This window comes from Pseudomonas sp. 11/12A, from assembly GCF_000800055.1.
Lineage (GTDB): Bacteria > Pseudomonadota > Gammaproteobacteria > Pseudomonadales > Pseudomonadaceae > Aquipseudomonas > Aquipseudomonas mohnii.
This window is the reverse complement of record NZ_JUGV01000001.1, coordinates 5,029,986-5,051,423: the sequence shown is the minus strand read 5'-3', so window position 1 is coordinate 5,051,423 and position 21,438 is coordinate 5,029,986. Positions and strand designations below refer to the sequence as shown.

Genomic DNA, 21,438 nt, shown 5'->3' with positions numbered 1-21,438 from the left:
GATGGCGGCATCCGGCATGCGCATTCAGTTGAACGGCGAATCCTTTGAACTGCCCGACGGTGAAACCGTTGCGGCCCTGCTGACCCGTCTGGACCTGACCGGACGCCGGGTGGCGGTGGAACTCAATCTGGATATCGTTCCGCGCAGTCAGCATGCCGATACCACGCTCAACGACGGCGACAGCGTCGAAGTCGTGCATGCCATCGGCGGCGGCTAGCCGTCTGGCCCGCATCGGCCGACAATTCTGCAAGACCCTCACTCCTACAGAGGATTTCCCATGAGCATCGTTCGTAGCGACAAGCCTTTCGTCCTGGCCGGTCGTACTTACCAGTCGCGTTTGCTGGTGGGTACCGGCAAATACCGTGACATGGAAGAAACCCGCCTGGCCATCGAGGCCTCGGGTGCCGAGATCGTCACTTTCGCCGTGCGTCGTACCAACCTTGGTCAGAACGAGGGCGAACCGAATCTGCTGGATTTCCTGTCGCCGGATCGCTACACCTTTCTGCCGAACACCGCCGGTTGCTATGACGCTGTCGAGGCCGTGCGCACCTGCCGTCTGGCCCGTGAGCTGCTCGATGGTCACAACCTGGTGAAACTGGAAGTGCTGGCGGACCAGAAAACCCTGTTCCCCAACGTGATCGAAACCCTCAAGGCCGCCGAGTCGCTGGTCAAGGAAGGCTTTGACGTGATGGTTTACACCAGCGACGACCCGATCATCGCCCGGCAACTGGCGGAAATCGGCTGCATCTCGGTGATGCCGCTGGCCGGTCTGATCGGTTCGGGCCTGGGGATCTGCAACCCGTACAACCTGCAGATCATCCTTGAAGAAGCCAAAATCCCGGTGCTGGTGGATGCCGGGGTCGGTACCGCTTCCGACGCTACCATCTCCATGGAACTGGGTTGTGACGCCGTTCTGATGAACTCGGCGATCGCCCACGCCCAACAGCCGATCATGATGGCTGAAGCCATGAAACACGCCATCGTTGCGGGCCGTTTGGCTTACCTCGCTGGCCGCATGCCGAAAAAACTCTATGCCAGCGCCTCTTCGCCGCTGGATGGTCTGATCAAGTAAGAGCCATTGATGACTGAATCGAACGACACGCCTATCCAGACGGAAGAAGGCGACGAGCGCCAACACCGCCGCATCAAGAGTTTCGTGATGCGTGCCGGGCGCATGACCGAAGGCCAGCAACGTGGCCTGGAACAGGGCACGCCGCTGTTCGTGCTGCCCCTGGCCGACGCGCCGGTGGACTTCGACCAGGTGTTCGGTCGCTCGGCACCGCGCTCGCTGGAAATCGGTTTCGGCATGGGCCATTCGCTGCTGGAAATGGCGGCAGCTTCGCCGGAGCAGGATTTCATCGGCGTCGAAGTGCACCGTCCGGGCGTTGGTGCGTTGCTCAACGGCGTGCTGACCCAGGGTTTGACCAACCTGCGGGTCTACGATTGCGATGCCATCGAAGTGCTCAACCGTTGCGTGGCCGACAACAGCCTTGATCGCCTGATGCTGTTTTTCCCGGACCCGTGGCACAAGAGCCGCCATCACAAGCGTCGTATCGTTCAGGCGTCGTTCGCCGAGTTGGTACGCAGCAAGTTGAAGGTCGGCGGTGTGCTGCACATGGCCACCGACTGGGAGCCGTACGCTGAATACATGCTGGAAGTGATGAACGTCGCGCCGGGTTATCGCAACCTGGCCGAAGACGGCAAGTGTGTACCACGCCCGGCCGAGCGGCCGATCACCAAGTTCGAACGCCGTGGCGAGCGTCTTGGGCATGGTGTATGGGATTTGAAGTTCGAGAAGCAGTCGTAGGAGCGAGCCTGCTCGCGAAAAACCAGAGAACAGCGCGGGGCCCCAGATGCCCCGCGTTTTCGTTAACGATCATCGCGAGCAGGCTCGCTCCTACAGTGGATGTTTGGTGCAGCTGAAATCAGCGGCGGTCAGCGACGACGCCGATCAGCACCAGCACCACCAGCAACACCGGCGCCAGGCTGTAGTTGTTGAATTGGCTCAAGCCCCGAACGATCCACGGCGTGGCGTAGATCAGGGCGGCGCCGCTGCCGATCATGCACAGCAGGGCCATCAGCGGCACGCGCAAGGCGCCGGCGATGCTGCCCAGTCGTTGGTCGACCCAGCCCTTGAAATCCGCGCCGAACAGCACCAGCAGACAGCCCATCAGAGCCAGGGCGATCTCCGAGAGATTGCTGCGGCTCCAGCGAGAAACGGTGGCGAGCAGGTCGAGTACCAGATCCATTCGATTTCCTTATGTCAGAAACTTCTGCAGCAAGTCGTTGAGGAATAGCTGTCCGCGCTCGGTAGCCGCCAGACGTGACGGTTCGACCTGCAACAGGCCGCTTTGTTCTGCCTCGCGGCGAGCTTCGGCCAGGGTGCCCAGGGGCAGTCCGGTGCGTTCCGGATACAGCCGCGATTCGACCCCTTCGGTCAGGCGCAGGGCATTCATCAGGAACTCGAACGGCATCTCATCGTTGGTCAGGGCTTTCTCGCCCGCCTGGAAGCTTTTGGCCGGGTTGAGGTAGTCCTTCGGCAGGCGAGTCTTCCAGGTGCGCACGATGCGCCCGTCCGGATGGCTGAGCTTGCCGTGGGCACCGGCACCGATGCCAATGAAGTCGCCGAAACTCCAGTAATTGAGGTTGTGCCGTGCCGGGCGGCCCGGTTGGGCGTAGGCCGAGACCTCGTACTGCGCGTAACCGTGTTCGGCCAGCAGTGCCTGGCCGGCTTCCTGAATGTCCCATAACGTGTCGTCTTCCGGCAGCGTCGGCGGCTTGTTCCAGAACACGGTGTTCGGCTCCAGGGTCAACTGATACCAGGAAAGGTGGGTCGGCTTCAGGGCGATGGCCTGGCGCAGGTCGCTCAGGGCGTCCTCCAGGGACTGGTCCGGCAGACCGTGCATCAAGTCCAGATTGAAGTTGTCGAACCCGGCCTGGCGAGCCATGCCCGCGGCTCGCACCGCTTCGTCGCCGTTGTGGATTCGCCCCAAGGCCTCGAGCTTTGCTTGCTGGAAGCTCTGGATGCCGATCGACAGGCGATTGATGCCGAGCGCCCGGTAGGCGACGAATTTCTCTTGTTCGAACGTGCCGGGGTTGGCTTCCAGGGTGATTTCGATGTCGTGGGCAAACGGGATGCGCTGTTCGACGCCTTTGAGCAGTCGGCCCAACGCGGCGGCGCTGAACAGGCTCGGTGTGCCGCCACCGAAGAAAATCGAACTCAACTCGCGACCGTAGACGGCGTGCAGGTCCTGATCAAGATCGGCCAGTAAGGCGTCGACGTACTCTTCTTCCGGCAGCACCGGGCTGGCGGTATGGGAGTTGAAGTCGCAGTAAGGGCATTTGCGCACACACCACGGGATGTGGATGTACAGCGCCAGGGGCGGCAAGACCGGCAGGGCCGCCCGAGGCGATTGCGCGGCACCGCCGAAGATCAGCGGTGACGCGGAGCGGTCGTGGGTCATTTCAGGCCCAGACGCTGGCGCAGCAGATCCATTGCGCGGGCGCGGTGACTGATCTGGTTCTTGTCGCCCGGGCTCAGCTCGGCGCTGGAGCAATCGCGCTCCGGCACCCAGAACAGCGGGTCGTAGCCAAAGCCGTGTTCACCGCTGGCCTCCGTCAGGATGCGACCGTGCCACAGGCCTTCGCAGAGAATCGGCAGCGGATCGTCGGCGTGTCGCACCAGGGCCAGCACACAGACGAACTGCGCGCCGCGCTCGGCCTCGGGCACGTCCTTCAGGACGTCCAGCAGCTTGGCGTTGTTCGCCGCATCGCCCTTGCCGTCGGCATAGCGCGCCGAGTAGATGCCCGGCGCACCGCCGAGGAAGTCCACCGCCAGCCCGGAATCGTCGGCCAGCGCCGGCAGGCCGGAAATGCGCGCGGCGTTGCGGGCCTTGAGAATGGCGTTCTCGACGAACGACAGGCCGGTTTCTTCAGGCTCGACCTGGCTGAACTCGCCGATCGAGCGCAGTTGCACCGATTCGCCGAGCATGGCCTGGAGTTCCTTGAGTTTGCCGGCGTTGTGGCTGGCCAGTACGAGTTGCGTGAAGTTGATCATTCGCCGGGGAAGAGCTCTTGGTTGAAATTGATGGTGTTGATTTTGTCACCGGTCTGCACCTTGATTTCGAAGGTGCGGGTTTCCTGTTGAGGCACAGGGTACTGGGCGATGTAGTAAACGGCGCCTTGCTCAGTGATCTGTTTAAAGGTCAATGGCACGCTCTTGCTGGTCAGGTCTTTGACCGAGCCGCTCACCTGCGCCATCTGCGGCTTGCCGTCCTTGATCACCGAAATATTGATCACGCCTTGAGTCTTGCTGCGAATAAGTTCGGCCGACTTGGCGATGTCCGGCGTCAGGTACGTGGAGTTGAAGGTGTTGTAGTGCACCGTCACGTCGCCAAAGGTTTCCTGGCGTTCGCCCTTGATGACATCAGCAGCCATGGCCGTGACGCTCAGGCAGGCGGTGAGTAAAAACAGCGCTAGACGACCCATGATTTTCTCCTCGGAATGTGGTGATTCAGACCGCGACCTTATGGTCTGCAAGCCCCGGGCTGCTGACGCGGTAGATACCGATCTCACCTAACAGATTAGGCCATAGCTTACTGGCCCACCCGTGCCGATGCTGTTGATCCACGGCAAGCCGATCAATGACCTTGGCTTCACGTTCGCGACACAAGGCTTCAAAGTCTTCGAAAGTGCAGAAGTGGATGTTCGGCGTGTTGTACCAGGTGTACGGCAGAAACTCGGAAACCGGCATCCGTCCCTTGCTGGCCAGGTACCAGCGGCATCGCCAGTGACCGAAGTTGGGGAAGGTGATGATGCACTGGCGACCGACCCGCAGCATTTCGTCGAGGATCTTGTCCGGGTAATGCACCGCCTGCAGCGCCTGGGTCATGACCACGACGTCGAAGCTGTTGCTGGCAAAGTTGCCCAGGCCCTTGTCCAGGTCCTGTTCGATGACATTGATACCCTTGGCCACGCATTCGGCGATGTTGTCCGCGTCGTTTTCCAGGCCATAACCGGTGACCTGCTTGTTGTCGCGCAGCCAGGTCAGCAGCTCGCCATCGCCGCAACCGAGGTCGAGCACGCGGCTACCGGCGGGGATCCATTCCTGGATGATTTCCAGATCAGCTCTCATGGCTATCTCACAACGTTATGCGGTTCATGTAATTGCCGAACGCCTGCAAGTAGCGCGGGATCGGAATCAGGAAGGCGTCGTGGCCCTGCGGTGCGTCGATCTCCAGGTAGCAGACGTCCTTGCGCGCGGCCATCAGTGCGTCCACCAGTTCCCGCGAGCGGGCAGGGGAGAAGCGCCAGTCGGTGGTGAACGACATCACACAGAACTTGGCGGTGGCACCGGCGAAGGTCTTCGCCAGGTCATCATCGAAATTGGCGGCCGGATCGAAGTAGTCCAGGGCCTTGGTCATCAGCAGGTAAGTGTTGGCGTCGAACCGCCCGGAGAACTCTTCCCCCTGGTAGCGCAGGTAGCTTTCGACCTGGAACTCGACGCTGTGGAAGTCGTAGTTGAGCTTCTCGCTTTTCAGGCCGCGACCGAATTTTTCGCCCATGGAGTCGTCGGACAGGTAGGTAATGTGCCCGACCATCCGTGCCAGCATCAGCCCGCGCTTGGGGATCACGCCGTGTTCCTGGAACGAACCGCCATGGAAGTCCGGGTCGGTGAGGATCGCCTGACGTGCCACTTCGTTGAAGGCGATGTTCTGCGCTGACAGCTTCGGTGCCGAGGCGATGGCCAGGCAGTGCCGCACGCGGTCCGGGTAAGTGATGGTCCACTGCAGGGCCTGCATGCCGCCCAGGCTGCCGCCGATGACGGCTGCCCATTGGCCGATGCCGAGCAAGTCGGCGAGGCGCGCCTGGCTGTGCACCCAGTCTTCCACGGTCAGCACCGGAAAGTCGGCGCCAAACGGCTTGCCGCTCTCGGGATTGATACTGCTTGGGCCGGTGGAGCCGTTGCAGCCACCGAGGTTGTTCAGGCTGACCACAAAGAACTTGTGGGTGTCGATGGGTTTGCCGGGGCCGATGCAGCTGTCCCACCAACCGGGTTTGCGGTCGTCGGGGCTGTGATAGCCGGCCGCGTGGTGGTGCCCGGACAAGGCGTGACAGATCAGCACGGCGTTGCTCGCCGTCGCGTTCAGCGTGCCGTAGGTCTCGTAAATCAGGTCATAGGCCGGTAGCGAACGACCGCAGGCCAACGCCAGGGGTTCGCTGAAGTGCGCCATTTGCGGCGTCACCAGACCAACAGAATCGGGGGGGAAGGCAGCTGGCATCGACCCTGCTCTCGTTGAAATGAGGCGTAAGTCTAAAGACCAGTGGGGTTAGCGGCAAGCAAAGGGCGGGCCTGATTTTTCCTGAAAGACCGGGGTGCGGCCATCGCGGGCAAGCCAGGCTCCCACAGGAGTACAGATTCCCATGTGGTGAGCGGGGCTTGCCCGCGATGAGCGATGACTCGCTCATCGCGGGCCGCCGCCTCAGTGTCAGATCAGCCCGAACAGCTCTTTTGGCATCAGGGCGTAGTACGCCAGGCGCGGAATCAGCCAGCTCTGCAGCAACTGCAGCGCGATAAAGGCGAAGATGGGCGAGATGTCGAGGCCGCCCAGGTTCGGAATGATCCGGCGGAACGGCGCGAGTACCGGTTCAGTGATCTGCTGCACCAGCTCTGCGCCAGGGTTATGGCTGCCCGGAGCGACCCAGGACAGGATCACGCTGATGATCATCGCCCAGAACAGGATTTTCAAAAACAGCGCGAAAATGCCGATCAAACCCCATGGCACCAGGAACAGCACGTCCACCTTGTAGCCGCTGAGCAGCAGGATGACGGCGAACAGCACCATTTGCACGATCAGCGCCAACACCAGCGACGACATGTCCAGCCCGAACATGCTCGGGATGACCCGGCGCAGTGGCTTGAGCAACGGTTGAGTGGCCTTCACGGCGAACTGGCAGAGTGGGTTGTAGAAGTTCGCCCGCACCAGTTGCAGGATAAAGCGCAACAGCACGACCAGCAGATACAGGCTGCCCAGGGTTTGAATCACGAAAATGGCAGCGTCATTGAGTCCGAGCATCATTTATTCCTTTGTAAGAGCTGATTAGCGACCGAGTTGCTCAGCCATTTCGGCCGAGCGGTGCGCGGCGGCGCCCAATGCTTTTTCTACCAGTGCTTCGAAGCCGCCGGCCTGGAACGACTTGATCGCCGCTTCCGTGGTGCCCGCCGGCGAGGTTACGCGGCGACGCAGTTCAGCGGCGTCGACGTCGCTGGAGACCGCCATGTGAGCAGCGCCCAGTGCTGTTTGCAGGGTCAGTTGAGCGGCGATGTCGGCTGGCAGGCCGAGTTTCACGCCCGCGGCGGTCATGGCTTCGATCAGCAGGAAGAAGTACGCCGGGCCGGAACCGGAGACCGCGGTGACCGCGTCCAGTTGCTGCTCCTCGTCCAGCCAGAGGGCGATACCGACAGCCGACAGCAGCTCTTGCGCCTGCTGGCGTTGTTCGGCGGTCACCTGGGCGGTGGCGAACAAGCCGCTCACGCCTTGGCGCAGGAGTGCCGGGGTGTTGGGCATGCAGCGCACGATTGGTTGGGCGCCGAGCCAGTTATTCATGCTGGCGCAGGTGATGCCGGCGGCAATCGAAACCACCAGTTGCTCAGGCTTCAGGCTTGGACGGATCGCTTCGCAGACCGCTTTCATCGCTTGAGGCTTGACCGCCAGCACGACCACATCGGCACCGTCGATGGCCTGTGCGTTGTCGGCAAAGGTTTCGATGCCGTGTTCGGCGCTCACGCGGGCGCGGGTTTCTTCACCGGGATCGCTGGCGCGGATCTGCGCGGCGTCCAGGCCTTTGGCCCGCAGGCCGCCGATCAGACTGGCGGCCATGTTGCCGGCACCGATAAAGGCAATACGCGTCTTGCTCATGTCAGGTCCTTATAAAAAGTGTGTAAGCCATGGATCAAGGCTGTGAGTAGTCGCGAGCGCCAAACAGGGCCGTACCAATGCGGACCCAGGTGGCGCCTTGAGCGATGGCCGATTCGAGATCGTGGCTCATGCCCATGGAAAGTGTGTCGAGCGGCAGATGGAGGCTGGCTTGCAGATTCTGCACGGCAGCAAAGGCGGCATCCTGGGCGGCGCGATCTTCAGTCGGCTCGGGAATCGCCATCAATCCGCGCAACTTGAGGCGAGGCAGGGCGCTGATGGCATTGGCCAGGGCCGGCAGGTCGGCCGGGGTGCAGCCGGATTTGCTGGCCTCACCGCTGACGTTGACCTGGATGCAGATGTTCAACGGTGGCAGATCGGCAGGTCGCTGTTCCGACAAGCGTTGTGCGATTTTCAGGCGATCCACGGAATGCACCCAAGCGAAGTGCTCGGCGATTGCGCGAGTCTTGTTCGATTGAATGGGGCCGATGAAGTGCCAGATCAAGGGCAGGTCGGCCAATTCGAGCTGCTTGCCCAGGGCCTCCTGCAAGTAGTTTTCGCCAAAGTCGCGCAGGCCGGCGGCATAGGCTTCGCGCAGGGCTTGTGCGGGTTTGGTCTTGCTCACGGCCAGCAGCTGGACGCTGTGTTCGTCCCGGTTGGCGGCGAGGGCGGCAGCGCGGATGCGCGAACTAACCAGTGCAATGTTGTCTGCTATCGTGGACATTCAAGGGGCGCCAGCGGGTCTGAGGTTGGCGGCATTCTACTGGAATTGAGGCGTGCTATGGATATCACTGAGCTGCTGGCGTTCAGCGCCAAACAAGGCGCATCCGACCTGCATCTGTCCGCAGGCCTGCCGCCGATGATTCGAGTCGATGGCGATGTGCGGCGCATCAACCTGCCGCCCCTGGACCACAAGGAAGTGCAGGCGCTGATCTACGACATCATGAGCGACACCCAGCGGGTGGCTTTCGAGAAGCACCTGGAAACCGACTTTTCCTTTGATCTGCCTGGGGTGGCCCGTTTTCGGGTCAATGCGTTCAACCAGAGTCGTGGTGCCGGCGCCGTGTTTCGCACCATCCCCTCCAGGGTCTTGAGCATGGAGGCGTTGGGCATGGGCGATGTGTTTCGCAAAATGACCGATGCGCCCCGTGGCCTGGTGCTGGTGACGGGCCCGACCGGCTCCGGCAAGTCCACGACGCTGGCGGCGATGATCGATTACCTGAACAACCATCGCCACCACCATATCCTCACCATCGAAGACCCTGTCGAGTTCGTCCACGAGTCGCGCAAATGCCTGATCAATCAGCGTGAAGTCCATCGCGACACCCGCAGCTTCCCCGCGGCCTTGCGTTCAGCCCTGCGCGAAGACCCGGATGTCATTCTGGTGGGCGAGATGCGCGACCTGGAAACCATTCGCCTGGCGTTGACGGCCGCCGAGACCGGCCATCTGGTGTTTGGCACGCTGCATACTACCTCGGCGGCGAAGACCATCGACCGGATCATCGACGTGTTTCCGGGGGATGAGAAGTCGATGGTGCGGTCGATGTTGTCCGAGTCGTTGCTGGCAGTGGTTTCCCAGACCCTGGTCAAGAAGATTGGCGGCGGACGTATGGCGGCCCACGAGATCATGCTCGGCACGTCGGCGATCCGGAACCTGATCCGCGAAGACAAGGTGGCGCAGATGTATTCGTCGATTCAGGCAGGTGGGTCGCTGGGCATGCAGACGCTGGACATGAGCCTGAAGGAGCTGGTGACCAAGGGCCTGGTCACTCGCGACCATGCGCGGGAGAAGGCGCGGTCACCGGATAATTTCTGAGGGGAAGCTGTAGCGCTTTACAGGAGGCTTCGCGAGCAAGCTCGCTCTCACAGTGGAATGCATTCCAGTGTGGGAGCGAGCTTGCTCGCGAAGAGGTCGTTACATTCGAAGCAGGTTCCAGCGGATGTAATCAGCGCTGAACAACCCGCATCGCGTTCTGATCTTTCGGCAGAACCCGTTTGGCAACGACGTAGTGGTTTTCCCAGTACGGCTTCTTCAGTGTGTCGATGGTCACCGACTTGCCACGACGTGGTGCGTGGATGAAGCGGTCGTTGCCCAGGTAGATGGCAACGTGATTGACTCGACGGCTCTTGATGTTGAAGAAAATCAGGTCGCCTGGCTTCAGGTCGTTGCGATTGACTTTCTCGCCGTGACCGCTGGCCATGGCATTGGAGGTGCGTGGCAGGTCAAACGTGGCGTCGTTGAACGCGTATTTCACCAGACCGCTGCAGTCGAAGCCTTTGCTCGGGCTGCTGCCGCCCCAACGATACGGGGTACCGAGGACGTTGACTGCACGGCTCAGCACATTGCTGCTTTCCTTGTTCGCCATCGGCGGAACCAGGCCTTTTTTGTTGCTGGCCAGCTGTGGAGCGTGTTTGACTGATTTTTTGCTTTTGTTCGAAGGAGCAGAAGCATGGGATTTCGGGGTGTAACCATTAACGTTCGGAAGACGTTGCTCACGATTGGTGGCGTGGGCGGCCAGTGGCAATAATAGGCAAATGGTTAGCCATGTCTTTATAAATGGACGCATTAGGCAGGGCTCGTATGGGTTAGCGCGCAACTTTATAACAGCTTTTTTGTCCCTTCCGAGGCCGTTGGTCGATTCAACCTGGGGGTCAACGGAACCAAATGAGCGGCAAATGGACGCCATTGTCGGACAGAAGTCAGGTGTTATAAGGCTTTGACGGGAGACAACGTACCATTTGCCATACGTCGGGTGCTCGTAAAAAAGTCACAAAGAATTCAAGAATATTTATCTATCGTGTGAATCGAGGTCATCCATGAACACCTATCAACAACCCGTTCCCCACCAAGATACCCACAGCAAAGTGATCGGTTATCTGCTGTGGATTTTCGGTTTCACCGGCGCTCACCGCTTTTATTACGGCAAGCCGGTCACGGGGACAATCTGGTTCTTCACCTTCGGTTTGTTAGGGATTGGCTGGCTGATCGACCTGTTCCTGATCCCGTCCATGGACCGTGAAGCCGATCTGCGGTTCACCGCCGGCCCGATCGAATACAACGTCGCGTGGATTCTGCTGACGTTTCTCGGGGTGTTCGGTGTGCACCGGATGTATCAGGGCAAATGGATCAGCGGGTTGATCTACCTGCTGACGGGCGGACTGTTCTTCGTGGGAGTGCTGTATGACTTCTGGACGCTGAATGATCAGGTATCACTGCGTAACGCGCAGAATCGAGCTGCCTTTCAGTAAGCCATCGCTAGCAGGCTAGCTCCCGCACGGGATCTGTGAACAACACAAATCCCCCGTGGGAGCTAGCCCTGCTAGCGATTGGGGTGACACGGTCTCACGCCTGGTGACTGATCCGTCCATCCACCAAGGTGTAACGCACCAGGCCCGGCAGGCTGTGCCCGATGAACGGGCAATTCTCGCCTTTGGACAGCCAGGTTTCCCCGGCCACGGTCGAAGCCGCAGGGTCGAACAGCACGATATCCGCCGCGCCACCGACCGCCAGTTTGCCGGCCGGCAGGCGCAAGGCCTCGGCAGGACCGGCGCCAAGGCGCGCCAGCAGGGTCGGCAAGTCCAGCAAACCGTCTTCCACCAGCGTCATCGCCAATGGCAGCAGCAGTTCGACGCTGCTGATGCCGGGCTCGGTGGCACCGAACGGAGCCAGTTTGGCATCGCGCTCGTGGGGTTGGTGATGGCTGGAAATCGCCGAAACCACACCTGACTTCACTGCCGCACGCAGACCCTCGCGGTCGGCGCGGGTGCGGAGTGGAGGCTGGACGTGATACAGACTGCTGAAGTCGATCAGCGCTTCGTCAGTCAGGATCAACTGGTACAGGGCGACATCCGCGGTGACCTTCAGGCCACGGGCCTGGGCCTGGGCGATCAAGGCCACACCGCGAGCGCTGGTGAGCTGGCTGAAGTGCGCGCGCACGCCGGTTTGCTCGACCAGCAGCAGGTCCCGGGCCAGGGCCACGGTCTCGGCGGTTTCCGGAATACCCGGCAAGCCGAGGAAACTGGCGGTCGGGCCTTCGTGGGCCAAACCGCCTTCGGCCAGATCATGGTCCTGGGAGTTGAAAATCACCGTCAGGTCGAAGGTTGCCGCGTACTCCAGCGCCCGGCACAGGGTGCGGGTGTTGCGGAAACTCTCCAGACCGTTGCCGAAGGCCACGCAGCCGGCATCGCGCAACGCGACCAGCTCGGCCAGCTGTTCGCCGTCCAGGCCTTTGCTCAGGGCGCCGATCGGGAAAACTTTGGTGTTGCCGGCCTCGCGGGCGCGATCGAGGATCAGTTCGGCCACCGCCGAGGTGTCCAGTACCGGTTTGGTTTTGGGTGGGCAGCACAGGCTGGTCACGCCACCGGCCGCGGCCGCGCGGGTTTCGCTGACGATCGAGCCTTTACGGCTGTAGCCCGGTTCGCGCAGGGCAACGTTGAGGTCGACCAGGCCAGGGGCGGCCACCAGGCCTTTGGCGTCGAGGGTGTCGACGGCGACGAAACCGGCCGGTGCGGCGCCAATGGCGACGATCTTGCAGGCTTCAATGTGGATATCGGTAACTTGATCCAGGCCGCTGGCTGGATCGATCACGCGGGCGCCGAGAATGCTGAGCTTCACTGGGCGTTCTCCTGCTCGAATTGGCGCTGGGCAGTCTGCCCGCTCATGGCCATGGACAAAACGGCCATACGAATGGCGATACCGTAGGTCACCTGATTGAGGATCACCGAGTGCGGGCCGTCGGCCACCGCCGACTCAATCTCCACGCCACGGTTGATCGGCCCCGGGTGCATCACGATGGCATCGGGCTTGGCGCCGGCCAGGCGCGCAGTGGTCAGGCCGAACAGGCGGTAGAACTCGCCTTCGCTCGGCAGCAGGCCACCGGTCATGCGCTCGCGCTGTAGACGCAACATGATCACCACGTCGACGTCTTTCAGGCCTTCGGCCAGGTCGGTGTAGACCTTCACGCCGTATTGCTCGATGCCGATCGGCAGCAAGGTTTTCGGCGCGATCACGCGGATGTCCGGGCAGCCCAGGGTTTTCAGCGCCAGCATGTTCGACCGCGCCACCCGCGAGTGCAGGATGTCGCCGACGATGGCCACCGAGAGGTTCTCGAAACCGCCCTTGTGCCGGCGGATGGTGAGCATGTCGAGCATGCCCTGGGTCGGGTGGGCGTGACGGCCGTCGCCGCCGTTGATGATCGCCACTTGCGGGCAGACATGCTCGGCGATGAAGTGCGCGGCGCCGGAGTCACCGTGACGCACGACGAACATGTCGGCCGCCATGGCTTCCAGGTTGCGCAAGGTGTCGAGCAGGGTTTCACCCTTGCTCGCCGACGACGTGGACACGTTAAGGGTGATCACGTCCGCCGACAGGCGCTGGGCCGCCAGTTCGAAGGTGGTGCGGGTGCGGGTGGAGTTCTCGAAGAATACGTTGCACACGGTCTTGCCGCGCAGCAGCGGGACCTTCTTCACCGCGCGGGCGCCGACCTCGAGAAACGAGTCGGCGGTGTCGAGGATTTCCGTCAGCAGCTCGCGGCGCAAACCGTCGAGCGAGAGGAAGTGGCGCAGCTGGCCCTGATCATTGAGCTGCAGCGGGCGCTTGGTTTCTAGAGGCGTCATCGCAAGGGGGACTCTCAATAGGGCGAATTAAAGGGCGAGGTCTTGCACTTCGAGCTTGAGCTCCGGGCCGGACAGCTTCACGCGCTCGTGGGCGGCGAGTGACAGCGTGGCGCCAACCACGTTCGGGCGGATCGGCAGTTCGCCGGCGTCCAGGTCCAGCAGGCACACCAGCGTCACGCTGGCCGGACGCCCGTAGTCGAAGAGTTCGTTCATGGCCGCGCGGATGGTCCGACCGCTCATCAGTACGTCGTCGATCAGCACCAGGTGCTGCCCTTCGATTTCGAACGGCAGGGCAGACGGACGCACTTGAGGGTGCAGGCCGTTCTGGCTGAAGTCGTCGCGGTAGAAGGAAACATCGAGCGTGCCGAGGGGCTCATGGCTGCCCAGCTCTTTGAGCAGGGCCTGGGCGACCCAGACGCCGCCGGTACGAATGCCGATGTAACGCGGTTCGCTGATGCCACGGTGTTCCAGGTGTGCCTTGAGACGGATCGCCATCTGGCTGATCAGTTCGGTGGGATTGGGCAGGCTCATGGTTGCTCCTTCTTGGGCCCGAGTCGGGTTGTGCTTGGGTTGGCTCGGGTTGTTACTAAAAGAGCCGCATGGCGACTCTTCAGGATTGGGTGCATCAGGATTCGAACAATGCGCTGTTTTCGTCGAGCCAGCCTTGCAGCAGCAGGGCGGCGGCGATGGCATCGACCGGGTTGTCGCGGTAACTGCCTTTCTGGCCGCCACGATCACGGCGTTCGCCCTTGGCCTCGAACGTGGTCAGGCGTTCGTCGTGGGTATAGAAGGGCAGGTTGAAGCGGCCATTCAGGCGACGGGCGAACTTTTCCGCGCGGACGCACATGTCGCTGGGCGTGCCGTCCATGTTCAGCGGCAGGCCGACCACCACGGCGTCGGGTTTCCATTCCTTGATCAGGGCTTCGACCTGATCCCAGTCGGGAATGCCGTTCTGCGCTTTCAGGGTACACAGCTCGCGGGCCTGGCCGGTAATCACCTGGCCGACCGCAACGCCGATCTGTTTGGTGCCGTAGTCGAATCCCAGGATCAGCCGCAGGGCCATCAGGCGTGCCCCGCCTGACTGGTCAGCAGGCTGAGGTTGACGCCCAGGTGTCGGGCGGCCGCTTCCAGGCGCAATTCACAGCTGGTGTTGAACAGGATGTCGGCGTCGAACGGGCAGGTCAGCCAGGCGTTCTGCGCCAGTTCGGCTTCCAGTTGCCCGGCTTCCCAGCCGGCATAACCGAGGGCGATCAGGCTTTTCGCCGGGCCGACGCCGTCGGCGATGGCGAACAGGACGTCCTGGGAGGTCGACAGGGATAACTCGCCTTCCAGATCAACGGTCGCCTGATAGCTCTGCCCCGAAGGATGCAGGACAAACCCGCGATCGGTCTGCACCGGGCCGCCGATGAAAATCGGCACATGCTGGCAGAGTGCAGGCGGTTCGATATCGGGGCGCAATTGCTCGAGGATATCGGCCAGATTCAGGTCTTGCGGACGGTTGACCACCAGCCCCATGGCACCGTTGGCCGTGTGCTCGACGATGTAGGTCAAGGTGTGCGCAAAGTTCGGGTCGACCATGTGCGGCATGGCGATCAGGAATTGATGCTTGAGGTAGCTGGGGCTGACGTTTTTCATGAGCGCTAGTGTGGCGTTGGAGGGGCAAACTGACAAGCTGGGGATGCGCAGGAAATGCTGTAAATTGCTGTTGGCGACACAATGCCTGTAGGCGCGAGCCTGCTCGCGATAACCCTGAGAACACCGCGTAGTGTCAATCTTCCAACGTTATCGTTGACGACCATCGCGAGCAGGCTCGCTCCCACAAGGTTACGCGAGGTCAGTTGCTTGAGAGTCTGTCCCCACGGGCAAACTTCCAGGTGCGAATGATTTCCAGCCGGTCAATATCCGACAGATCCCCGGTAAATGGAGCAAAGGGCGCGGCCAGGCGCACGATGCGCTGTGCCGCCTGATCCAGCAACGGTTGCCCGGAGGACTCCAGCACCAGTACCTCATACAGCGAGCCGTCACGGTTGATCGACACCATCAGGCGCAAACTGCCGTAAATCTGTTGGCGCCGGGCTTCTTCGGGGTAATTGAGGTTGCCGATGCGCTCGATTTTCTTGCGCCAATCTTCCTTGTACCAGGCGCCCTTGTCTTTCATGGTCGAGGCGGCGCTCAGGCGGTGGATGCGCGGGCGCTTGGCGTACAACTGTTGTTCATTGGCCAGTTCCGCTTCCAGGCTGGCGATGTCGCTGGACAACTGTTCAGTGTCAAACGTCGGCGCGGCCACGGCGGGTTTGGTGTCGGTCTTGGGTTCTTCGGTCTTGGCTGCGGCTTTTTTCGGCTTCGGCGCGACGGTGGTCACGGCCGCCTTGGGCGGGGCCTCCTGCACTTGAGGCTTGGCCGCTGGCGGTGGCGTGACTTTCTGAACCTTGTTGTCCTGGAACGGCGCGACCTCGGTGGTCTTGGGGATCGCCTTTTTATCCAGAGTGCCGCTGCCTTGCTGATTTTCCTGGGCGAGGAAGTCGGCTTTCTCAGGCTTCTTTTCGCTTTTGAAAGTGGCGAGGGTGATTTCCAGGGTTTTGCTGATTTGTTTGGGCTCGACCATCGTGAAGCCGACGCCCAGCAGCAAGGCCAGGTGAATCAGCGCCGCGAGAAACAGGGTAAAACCGAGGCGATCAGCCGGGCGCACGCCACGGTGGGCGAGTTCGGCGGGCAGATCGGACGGGAGGGTCATGGGGCAAAAAACCAACATCGCGTTTTCGTGGGCTGGGCATGATAACGCAATGTTGGTTTTTAGCTTCAAGCTTCAAGTGTCGAGCGACAAGATGTAGGGGGGCAGCCTCAAGCTGCAAGCCTCAAGCTGCAAGCTGCAAGCTGCAAGCTGCAAGCTGCAAGCTGCAAGCTGCAAGCTACAAGCTACAAGCTACAAGCTACAAGCTACAAGCCTCAAGCTACAAGGGAGGGGCAAACTCGCGTGCGCTTCAAGCTTGGAGCTTGGAGCTTGCAGCTTGCAGCTTCTTGTCGATAGCCTCCATCAGCAGGCCGCCAATGTCGGTACCGAACGCATTATCGATCTCGCGAATGCAGGTCGGGCTGGTGACGTTGATTTCCGTCAGGTGCTCGCCAATGACGTCCAGACCCACGAACAGCAGGCCTTTTTCCCGCAGGGTCGGGCCGACTTGCGCGGCGATCCAGCGATCTTTCTCGGTCAGCGGACGCGCTTCGCCACGGCCACCGGCGGCCAGGTTGCCACGGGTTTCACCCGCGGCGGGAATGCGCGCCAGGCAGTAGTCCACCGGTTCGCCGTCGATCATCAGGATACGTTTGTCACCATCGATGATGGCGGGCAGGTAGCCCTGGATCATGATCTGCTGCTGACCGTGCAGGGTCAGGGTCTCGAGGATCACCGAGAGGTTCGGGTGGCCTGCGGTGTGGCGGAAAATCGACGAGCCGCCCATGCCGTCCAGCGGCTTGAGGATTACGTCCCCGTGGTGGTCGGCGAATTCGCGCAGCACATCCGGGCGACGGCTGACGATGGTCGGCGGCGTGCACTGCGGGAACAGCGTGGCGAACAGTTTTTCGTTGCAGTCCCGCAGGCTCTGCGGCTTGTTGACCACCAGCACGCCAGCACGCTCGGCCTGCTCCAGCAGATACGTGGAGTAGACGAACTCCATGTCGAACGGAGGATCCTTGCGCATCAGGATCACATCCAGATCACTGAGCAGTGCGTCTTGTTCGGCTTCCAGCTCGAACCATTTTTCCGGATTGGCGAAGACCTTCAGCGGACGCATCCGCGCCCGGGCCTGGCCTTCTGCCTGGTACAGGTCGCGCTGTTCCATATAGAACAGTTCCCAGCCGCGCTTCTGCGCGGCCAACAGCATGGCCAGCGAGCTATCCTTTTTATAGGAAATGCTGGCAATTGGGTCCATGACAATCCCGACGCGAACGCTCATGGGTGTTTCCTCAAAAGTGGGGGCGTATGTGTGACCTGTAGGAGCGAGCCTGCTCGCGATGGGCTTGAGGGCGCCGCGTTTTTCCAGCCAGCCTGCGTCATCGTTGACGACCATCGCGAGCAGGCTCTCTCCTACAAAAGATCAGGCCGTAAAGTGGCGTCAGATTGGCGCTGAGTGTGTTCCCGGTCAAGGAAAAACCACCGCGAAGGCTGGCCGATAGATTGGTGTTGGAGACTGTGCTAAAAAGGCTGCCAAGTGGTACTGGCCCTTGAACATCAAGGGTTTCGAGCCCTCCGGTTACCGGAAATGGACAATTTGATTCGCAAAGGCGACGGCAGAGCATTTATGGAACAGCATTCCAGCGCCTTGAAGGTCATGGTGATCGACGACTCGAAGACGATTCGTCGCACTGCCGAAACGCTGTTGAAAAACGTGGGTTGTGAAGTGATCACCGCCATCGACGGTTTCGATGCCCTGGCCAAGATCGCCGACAATCACCCCGGAATCATCTTTGTCGACATCATGATGCCGCGCCTGGATGGCTATCAGACCTGCGCTTTGATCAAGAACAACCAAGCGTTCAAGTCCACGCCAGTGATTATGTTGTCGTCCAAGGACGGGCTGTTCGACAAGGCCAAGGGGCGTATCGTCGGCTCCGACCAGTTTTTGACCAAGCCTTTCAGCAAGGAAGAACTGCTGAACGCGATCCAGGCCCATGTTCCGGGCTTTGCCGCCGTTTTGCCGCAGTAAGACACCTACAGTGACGCTCGGCCAACGGGCCTGGCGCCGACAAGAATGGGGAAGACCATGGCACGTATTCTGATCGTCGATGATTCGCCGACTGAGATGTACAAACTGACCGGTATGTTGGAAAAGCATGGTCATGAAGTGTTGAAAGCCGAAAACGGCGCCGACGGCGTGGCCCTGGCCCGCCAGGAAAAGCCTGACGCCGTGTTGATGGACATCGTCATGCCCGGCCTCAACGGGTTTCAGGCGACCCGTCAGTTGACCAAGGACCCGGAAACCGGGCATATCCCGGTGATCATCATCACCACCAAGGATCAGGAAACCGACAAGGTCTGGGGCACGCGCCAAGGGGCCAGGGACTACCTGACCAAACCCGTCGACGAAGAAACCCTGATCAAGACCCTGAACAACGTATTGCCCGGTTGATCGTCCAGCCATGAGCGAGTCACTGACCGCCTTCGAGCTCCTGCTGCAGATCGACCAGCGTTGTCGTCTGCTGGCCGCGGACTTGCCGTCCCAGCCGCCCCGGCAGGACAGCTGGAGTGGCATCGGTTTTCGCGTGGGCGAACACTGGTATGTCGCGCCCATGGGCGAAGTCGGCGAAGTGCTGCACGAGCCGCGCTTCACGCAACTGCCCGGGGTCAAGCCTTGGGTCAAGGGCGTGGCCAACTTGCGCGGGCGGTTATTGCCGATCATGGACCTGTGTGGCTTTTTTGGTTACGAACTATCGAACGCGCGAAGGCAGCGACGGGTATTGGTGGTGGAGCACGAAGATGTGTTTGCCGGCTTGATGGTCGACGAAGTCTTCGGCCTCCAACACTTCGCTCGGGACAGCCTGGAGGCCCTGCCCGCTGACGAATTGCAGGGGCCGATGGCGGCGTTCGTCGAAGGCTGTTTTCAGGGCGAACAGCATTGGCGGGTGTTCAGCCCGTTTGCGTTGGCGCGATCCCAGGGATTCATGAACGTGGCCTTGTAAACCCTGTGGGAGCGAGCCTGCTCGCGATTGAACGATAACGCGGTTTTCCTGATGCGCCGCGGCGCCTGAATGAGCAAGCTCGCTCCCACAGGTACTTCGGCAAGCTTTAAAGGGTGTTGGTGACCGATGATAAAAGCAAAAACAGGCAAGCCAATGGAAGGGTCGCGCAGTCGGTCGCAGATCATCGTGCTGTTCATCGCACTGATCATCTTCATCATGCTGTTGTTCGCCAACTTCGCGTACCTCAACACCCAGGCCACCTACGATAAGCAGTACATCGGCCACGCTGGCGAATTGCGCGTGCTGTCCCAGCGCATTGCCAAAAACGCCACCGAGGCCGCTGCCGGCAAGACCGCGGCGTTCAAGCTGCTCAGCGATGCGCGCAATGATTTTGCCCAGCGCTGGGGCTATCTGAAGAAAGGCGACCCGGCGACTGGCCTGCCGCCAGCGCCGGCTAGCGTGCGCCCGGAAATGCGCGCCGTGCAGCTGGATTGGGAACGCCTGCTGAAGAACACCGACGCCATTCTTTCCAGCGAGCAGACCGTGTTGTCGTTGCATCAGGTGGCCGCGACGCTCGCCGAAACCGTGCCGCAGTTGCAGGTCGAATACGAAAAAGTGGTGGAGATCCTGCTGCAACGCGGCGCTCCGGCGGGGCAGGTGGCGATGGCCCAACGTCAATCGCTGCTGGCTGAACGGATTCTCGGCGCGGTGAACACGGTATTGTCCGGCGACGAAAACTCGCAGCAGGCCGCCGACGCTTTCGGTCGTGACGCGGCGCGTTTCGGTCTGGTGCTCAACGGCATGCTTCAGGGCAACGTGTCGCAGAGGATCAGCCAGGTCGAGGACCGCGATGCGCGCGCACGACTGATCGAGATTTCCGAGCTGTTCGAGTTCGTCTCCGGCTCCGTGGATGAAATCCTCGAAACCTCGCCCGAACTGCTCAAGGTGCGCGAATCGGCCACCAACATTTTCAGCCTGTCGCAAACCCTGCTCGATGAAGCCTCGCACCTGGCCAGCGGTTTCGAAAACCTGGCGGGCGGGCGCACTACCGATACCATTGGCGGTTACGTGCTGGGTTTGTTGGCGTTAACCTCCATCATCCTCATCGGTTTGGTGATGGTGCGTGAAACCAATCGCCAACTGCGGGAAACCGCCGAGAAAAACGAGCGCAACCAGAACGCGATCATGCGTCTGCTCGACGAGATCGAGGACCTGGCCGATGGCGACCTGACCGTCACGGCATCGGTCACCGAAGATTTCACCGGCACCATTGCCGACTCGATCAACTATTCCGTGGACCAACTGCGCGACCTGGTGGCGACCATCAACCTGACGGCCGGCCAGGTCGCGGCCGCCGTGCAGGAAACCCAGGCCACCGCGATGCATCTGGCGCAGGCGTCGGAGCATCAGGCGCAGCAAATCGCCGAAGCGTCTACCGCCATCAACGAGATGGCCGAGTCCATCGATCAAGTGTCGGCCAACGCCGCCGAATCTTCGGCGGTGGCCGAGCGTTCGGTGGAAATCGCCAACAAGGGCAACGAGGTGGTGCACAACACCATCCACGGCATGGACAACATCCGCGAACAAATTCAGGACACCGCCAAACGAATCAAGCGTCTTGGTGAGTCATCCCAGGAAATCGGCGACATTGTTAGCCTGATCGACGACATTGCCGATCAAACCAACATCCTCGCGCTCAATGCGGCGATCCAGGCGTCCATGGCCGGTGATGCCGGGCGCGGCTTTGCGGTAGTCGCCGATGAAGTGCAGCGTCTGGCCGAGCGTTCATCTGCGGCGACCCGGCAGATCGAAACCCTGGTGCGGGCGATTCAGACTGACACCAACGAAGCCGTGATTTCCATGGAGCAGACCACCACCGAAGTGGTGCGAGGGGCGCGGCTGGCGCAGGATGCCGGTGTGGCCCTGGAAGAAATCGAAGGGGTTTCCAAGACGCTGGCGGCGCTGATCCAGAGTATTTCCAACGCCGCACAACAACAGACGTCGTCTGCCGGTCAGATTTCCCTGACGATGAATGTGATCCAGCAAATCACGACGCAGACCTCGTCAGGTTCCACCGCCACCGCCGAGAGCATCGGCAACCTGGCGAAAATGGCCAGCCAGTTGCGGCGGTCGGTGTCCGGTTTCACCTTGCCGGCCGCCCAGGCGCAGGCGACGGACAACGCTTGAACCGCCTTCGGGCGTTGGCATTTTGACTGAAGTGGTAACTGGA

The 21,438-nt window shown here is 61.2% G+C and carries 26 protein-coding genes; 9 read left to right on the top strand and 17 right to left on the bottom strand.

All coding sequences use genetic code 11. The features are described 5' to 3' along the window. The first annotated feature begins 16 nt into the window (after positions 1-16). Genes thiS through trmB form a run of 3 tightly spaced genes read left to right on the top strand, consistent with a single transcriptional unit; the run spans position 17 to position 1,807 of the window. A complete protein-coding gene (thiS, locus tag GQ39_RS23285; protein ID WP_161793944.1) occupies positions 17-217 on the top strand; it encodes a sulfur carrier protein ThiS in 201 nt (66 codons plus the stop codon). A gap of 60 nt (positions 218-277) precedes the next feature. Continuing rightward, a complete protein-coding gene (locus GQ39_RS23280; RefSeq protein ID WP_047534547.1) occupies positions 278-1,072 on the top strand; it encodes a thiazole synthase in 795 nt (264 codons plus the stop codon). 9 nt (positions 1,073-1,081) lie between these two features. After that, positions 1,082-1,807 (top strand): tRNA (guanosine(46)-N7)-methyltransferase TrmB, encoded by a 726-nt coding sequence (trmB, locus tag GQ39_RS23275; RefSeq protein WP_008152643.1) that lies wholly within the window; start codon positions 1,082-1,084, stop codon positions 1,805-1,807. A gap of 118 nt (positions 1,808-1,925) precedes the next feature. On the opposite strand, the gene GQ39_RS23270 is transcribed toward trmB, so the two are convergent. From GQ39_RS23270 to GQ39_RS23230, 9 genes are all read right to left on the bottom strand, one after another. Next, entirely contained in the window at positions 1,926-2,249 is a 324-nt protein-coding gene (locus GQ39_RS23270) for a DUF3392 domain-containing protein (protein WP_047534544.1), read from the bottom strand. Positions 2,250-2,258: 9 nt separating this feature from the next. Next, positions 2,259-3,464: a radical SAM family heme chaperone HemW gene (gene hemW / locus GQ39_RS23265; protein WP_047534543.1), complete on the bottom strand. Its 1,206-nt coding sequence runs from the start codon at positions 3,462-3,464 to the stop codon at positions 2,259-2,261. Further along, entirely contained in the window at positions 3,461-4,057 is a 597-nt protein-coding gene (gene rdgB / locus GQ39_RS23260) for an RdgB/HAM1 family non-canonical purine NTP pyrophosphatase (protein WP_047534541.1), read from the bottom strand. Before rdgB ends, hemW begins: the two co-directional genes overlap by 4 nt. After that, positions 4,054-4,488: a DUF4426 domain-containing protein gene (locus GQ39_RS23255; RefSeq protein ID WP_047534538.1), complete on the bottom strand. Its 435-nt coding sequence runs from the start codon at positions 4,486-4,488 to the stop codon at positions 4,054-4,056. The genes rdgB and GQ39_RS23255 overlap by 4 nt, the downstream gene beginning before the upstream one ends. 25 nt (positions 4,489-4,513) lie before the next feature. Next, entirely contained in the window at positions 4,514-5,134 is a 621-nt protein-coding gene (metW, locus tag GQ39_RS23250; RefSeq protein WP_047534534.1) for a methionine biosynthesis protein MetW, read from the bottom strand. A gap of 7 nt (positions 5,135-5,141) precedes the next feature. Next, positions 5,142-6,281: a homoserine O-succinyltransferase MetX gene (gene metX / locus GQ39_RS23245; protein ID WP_047534532.1), complete on the bottom strand. Its 1,140-nt coding sequence runs from the start codon at positions 6,279-6,281 to the stop codon at positions 5,142-5,144. 207 nt (positions 6,282-6,488) lie between these two features. Further along, entirely contained in the window at positions 6,489-7,076 is a 588-nt protein-coding gene (locus GQ39_RS23240; protein WP_047534529.1) for a YggT family protein, read from the bottom strand. Positions 7,077-7,100: 24 nt separating this feature from the next. Next, positions 7,101-7,919 carry a pyrroline-5-carboxylate reductase gene (gene proC / locus GQ39_RS23235; RefSeq protein ID WP_047534527.1) on the bottom strand — a complete coding sequence of 273 codons (819 nt, stop codon included), beginning with the start codon at positions 7,917-7,919 and terminating at the stop codon, positions 7,101-7,103. Positions 7,920-7,953: 34 nt separating this feature from the next. Continuing rightward, entirely contained in the window at positions 7,954-8,640 is a 687-nt protein-coding gene (locus GQ39_RS23230) for a YggS family pyridoxal phosphate-dependent enzyme (RefSeq protein ID WP_047534525.1), read from the bottom strand. Positions 8,641-8,697: 57 nt separating this feature from the next. Between GQ39_RS23230 and GQ39_RS23225 the strand changes: the two genes are divergently transcribed. Continuing rightward, positions 8,698-9,732, top strand: coding sequence for a type IV pilus twitching motility protein PilT (locus tag GQ39_RS23225; protein WP_047534522.1), 1,035 nt, complete (start codon positions 8,698-8,700; stop codon positions 9,730-9,732). Between the two features lie 130 nt (positions 9,733-9,862). Here the strand turns inward: GQ39_RS23225 and GQ39_RS23220 are convergent, their stop codons facing one another. Further along, a complete protein-coding gene (locus tag GQ39_RS23220) occupies positions 9,863-10,483 on the bottom strand; it encodes a C40 family peptidase (RefSeq protein ID WP_047534519.1) in 621 nt (206 codons plus the stop codon). A 250-nt stretch (positions 10,484-10,733) separates the two neighbouring features. Between GQ39_RS23220 and GQ39_RS23215 the strand changes: the two genes are divergently transcribed. Next, entirely contained in the window at positions 10,734-11,165 is a 432-nt protein-coding gene (locus tag GQ39_RS23215) for an NINE protein (RefSeq protein WP_047534518.1), read from the top strand. Between the two features lie 94 nt (positions 11,166-11,259). Here GQ39_RS23215 and GQ39_RS23210 read toward each other — a convergent pair whose 3' ends face one another. The 7 genes from GQ39_RS23210 to gshB all read right to left on the bottom strand — a co-directional run bounded on the left by GQ39_RS23210 (position 11,260) and on the right by gshB (position 17,485). After that, positions 11,260-12,531, bottom strand: coding sequence for a dihydroorotase (locus GQ39_RS23210; protein WP_047534516.1), 1,272 nt, complete (start codon positions 12,529-12,531; stop codon positions 11,260-11,262). Beyond that, positions 12,528-13,532: an aspartate carbamoyltransferase catalytic subunit gene (locus tag GQ39_RS23205; RefSeq protein WP_047534513.1), complete on the bottom strand. Its 1,005-nt coding sequence runs from the start codon at positions 13,530-13,532 to the stop codon at positions 12,528-12,530. The genes GQ39_RS23210 and GQ39_RS23205 overlap by 4 nt, the downstream gene beginning before the upstream one ends. A 27-nt stretch (positions 13,533-13,559) precedes the next feature. Further along, on the bottom strand, positions 13,560-14,063 hold the full coding sequence (gene pyrR, locus GQ39_RS23200) for a bifunctional pyr operon transcriptional regulator/uracil phosphoribosyltransferase PyrR (RefSeq protein ID WP_047534509.1): 504 nt from the start codon (positions 14,061-14,063) through the stop codon (positions 13,560-13,562). A 94-nt stretch (positions 14,064-14,157) separates the two neighbouring features. Further along, positions 14,158-14,595, bottom strand: a complete 438-nt coding sequence (gene ruvX, locus GQ39_RS23195) for a Holliday junction resolvase RuvX (RefSeq protein WP_047534506.1) — start codon at positions 14,593-14,595, stop codon at positions 14,158-14,160. Next, on the bottom strand, positions 14,595-15,167 hold the full coding sequence (locus tag GQ39_RS23190; protein WP_047534504.1) for a YqgE/AlgH family protein: 573 nt from the start codon (positions 15,165-15,167) through the stop codon (positions 14,595-14,597). The genes ruvX and GQ39_RS23190 overlap by 1 nt, the downstream gene beginning before the upstream one ends. Positions 15,168-15,366: 199 nt before the next feature. Further along, the gene (locus GQ39_RS23185) at positions 15,367-16,266 is read right to left on the bottom strand and encodes an energy transducer TonB (RefSeq protein WP_047539128.1); all 900 of its coding nucleotides are present in this window, start codon (positions 16,264-16,266) and stop codon (positions 15,367-15,369) included. 247 nt (positions 16,267-16,513) lie between these two features. Then, positions 16,514-17,485, bottom strand: coding sequence for a glutathione synthase (gene gshB, locus GQ39_RS23180; protein ID WP_047534501.1), 972 nt, complete (start codon positions 17,483-17,485; stop codon positions 16,514-16,516). Positions 17,486-17,830: 345 nt separating this feature from the next. Here gshB and pilG point away from each other — a divergent pair, with 345 nt between their 5' ends. From pilG to GQ39_RS23160, 4 genes are all read left to right on the top strand, one after another. Further along, a complete protein-coding gene (gene pilG / locus GQ39_RS23175; protein ID WP_047539125.1) occupies positions 17,831-18,235 on the top strand; it encodes a twitching motility response regulator PilG in 405 nt (134 codons plus the stop codon). 57 nt (positions 18,236-18,292) lie between these two features. Beyond that, positions 18,293-18,658: a twitching motility response regulator PilH gene (pilH, locus tag GQ39_RS23170; protein WP_047539122.1), complete on the top strand. Its 366-nt coding sequence runs from the start codon at positions 18,293-18,295 to the stop codon at positions 18,656-18,658. A 10-nt stretch (positions 18,659-18,668) separates the two neighbouring features. Further along, positions 18,669-19,208, top strand: coding sequence for a chemotaxis protein CheW (locus GQ39_RS23165; protein WP_047534499.1), 540 nt, complete (start codon positions 18,669-18,671; stop codon positions 19,206-19,208). Between the two features lie 126 nt (positions 19,209-19,334). Next, positions 19,335-21,395, top strand: coding sequence for a methyl-accepting chemotaxis protein (locus GQ39_RS23160; protein WP_047534494.1), 2,061 nt, complete (start codon positions 19,335-19,337; stop codon positions 21,393-21,395). Positions 21,396-21,438: the final 43 nt, after the last annotated feature.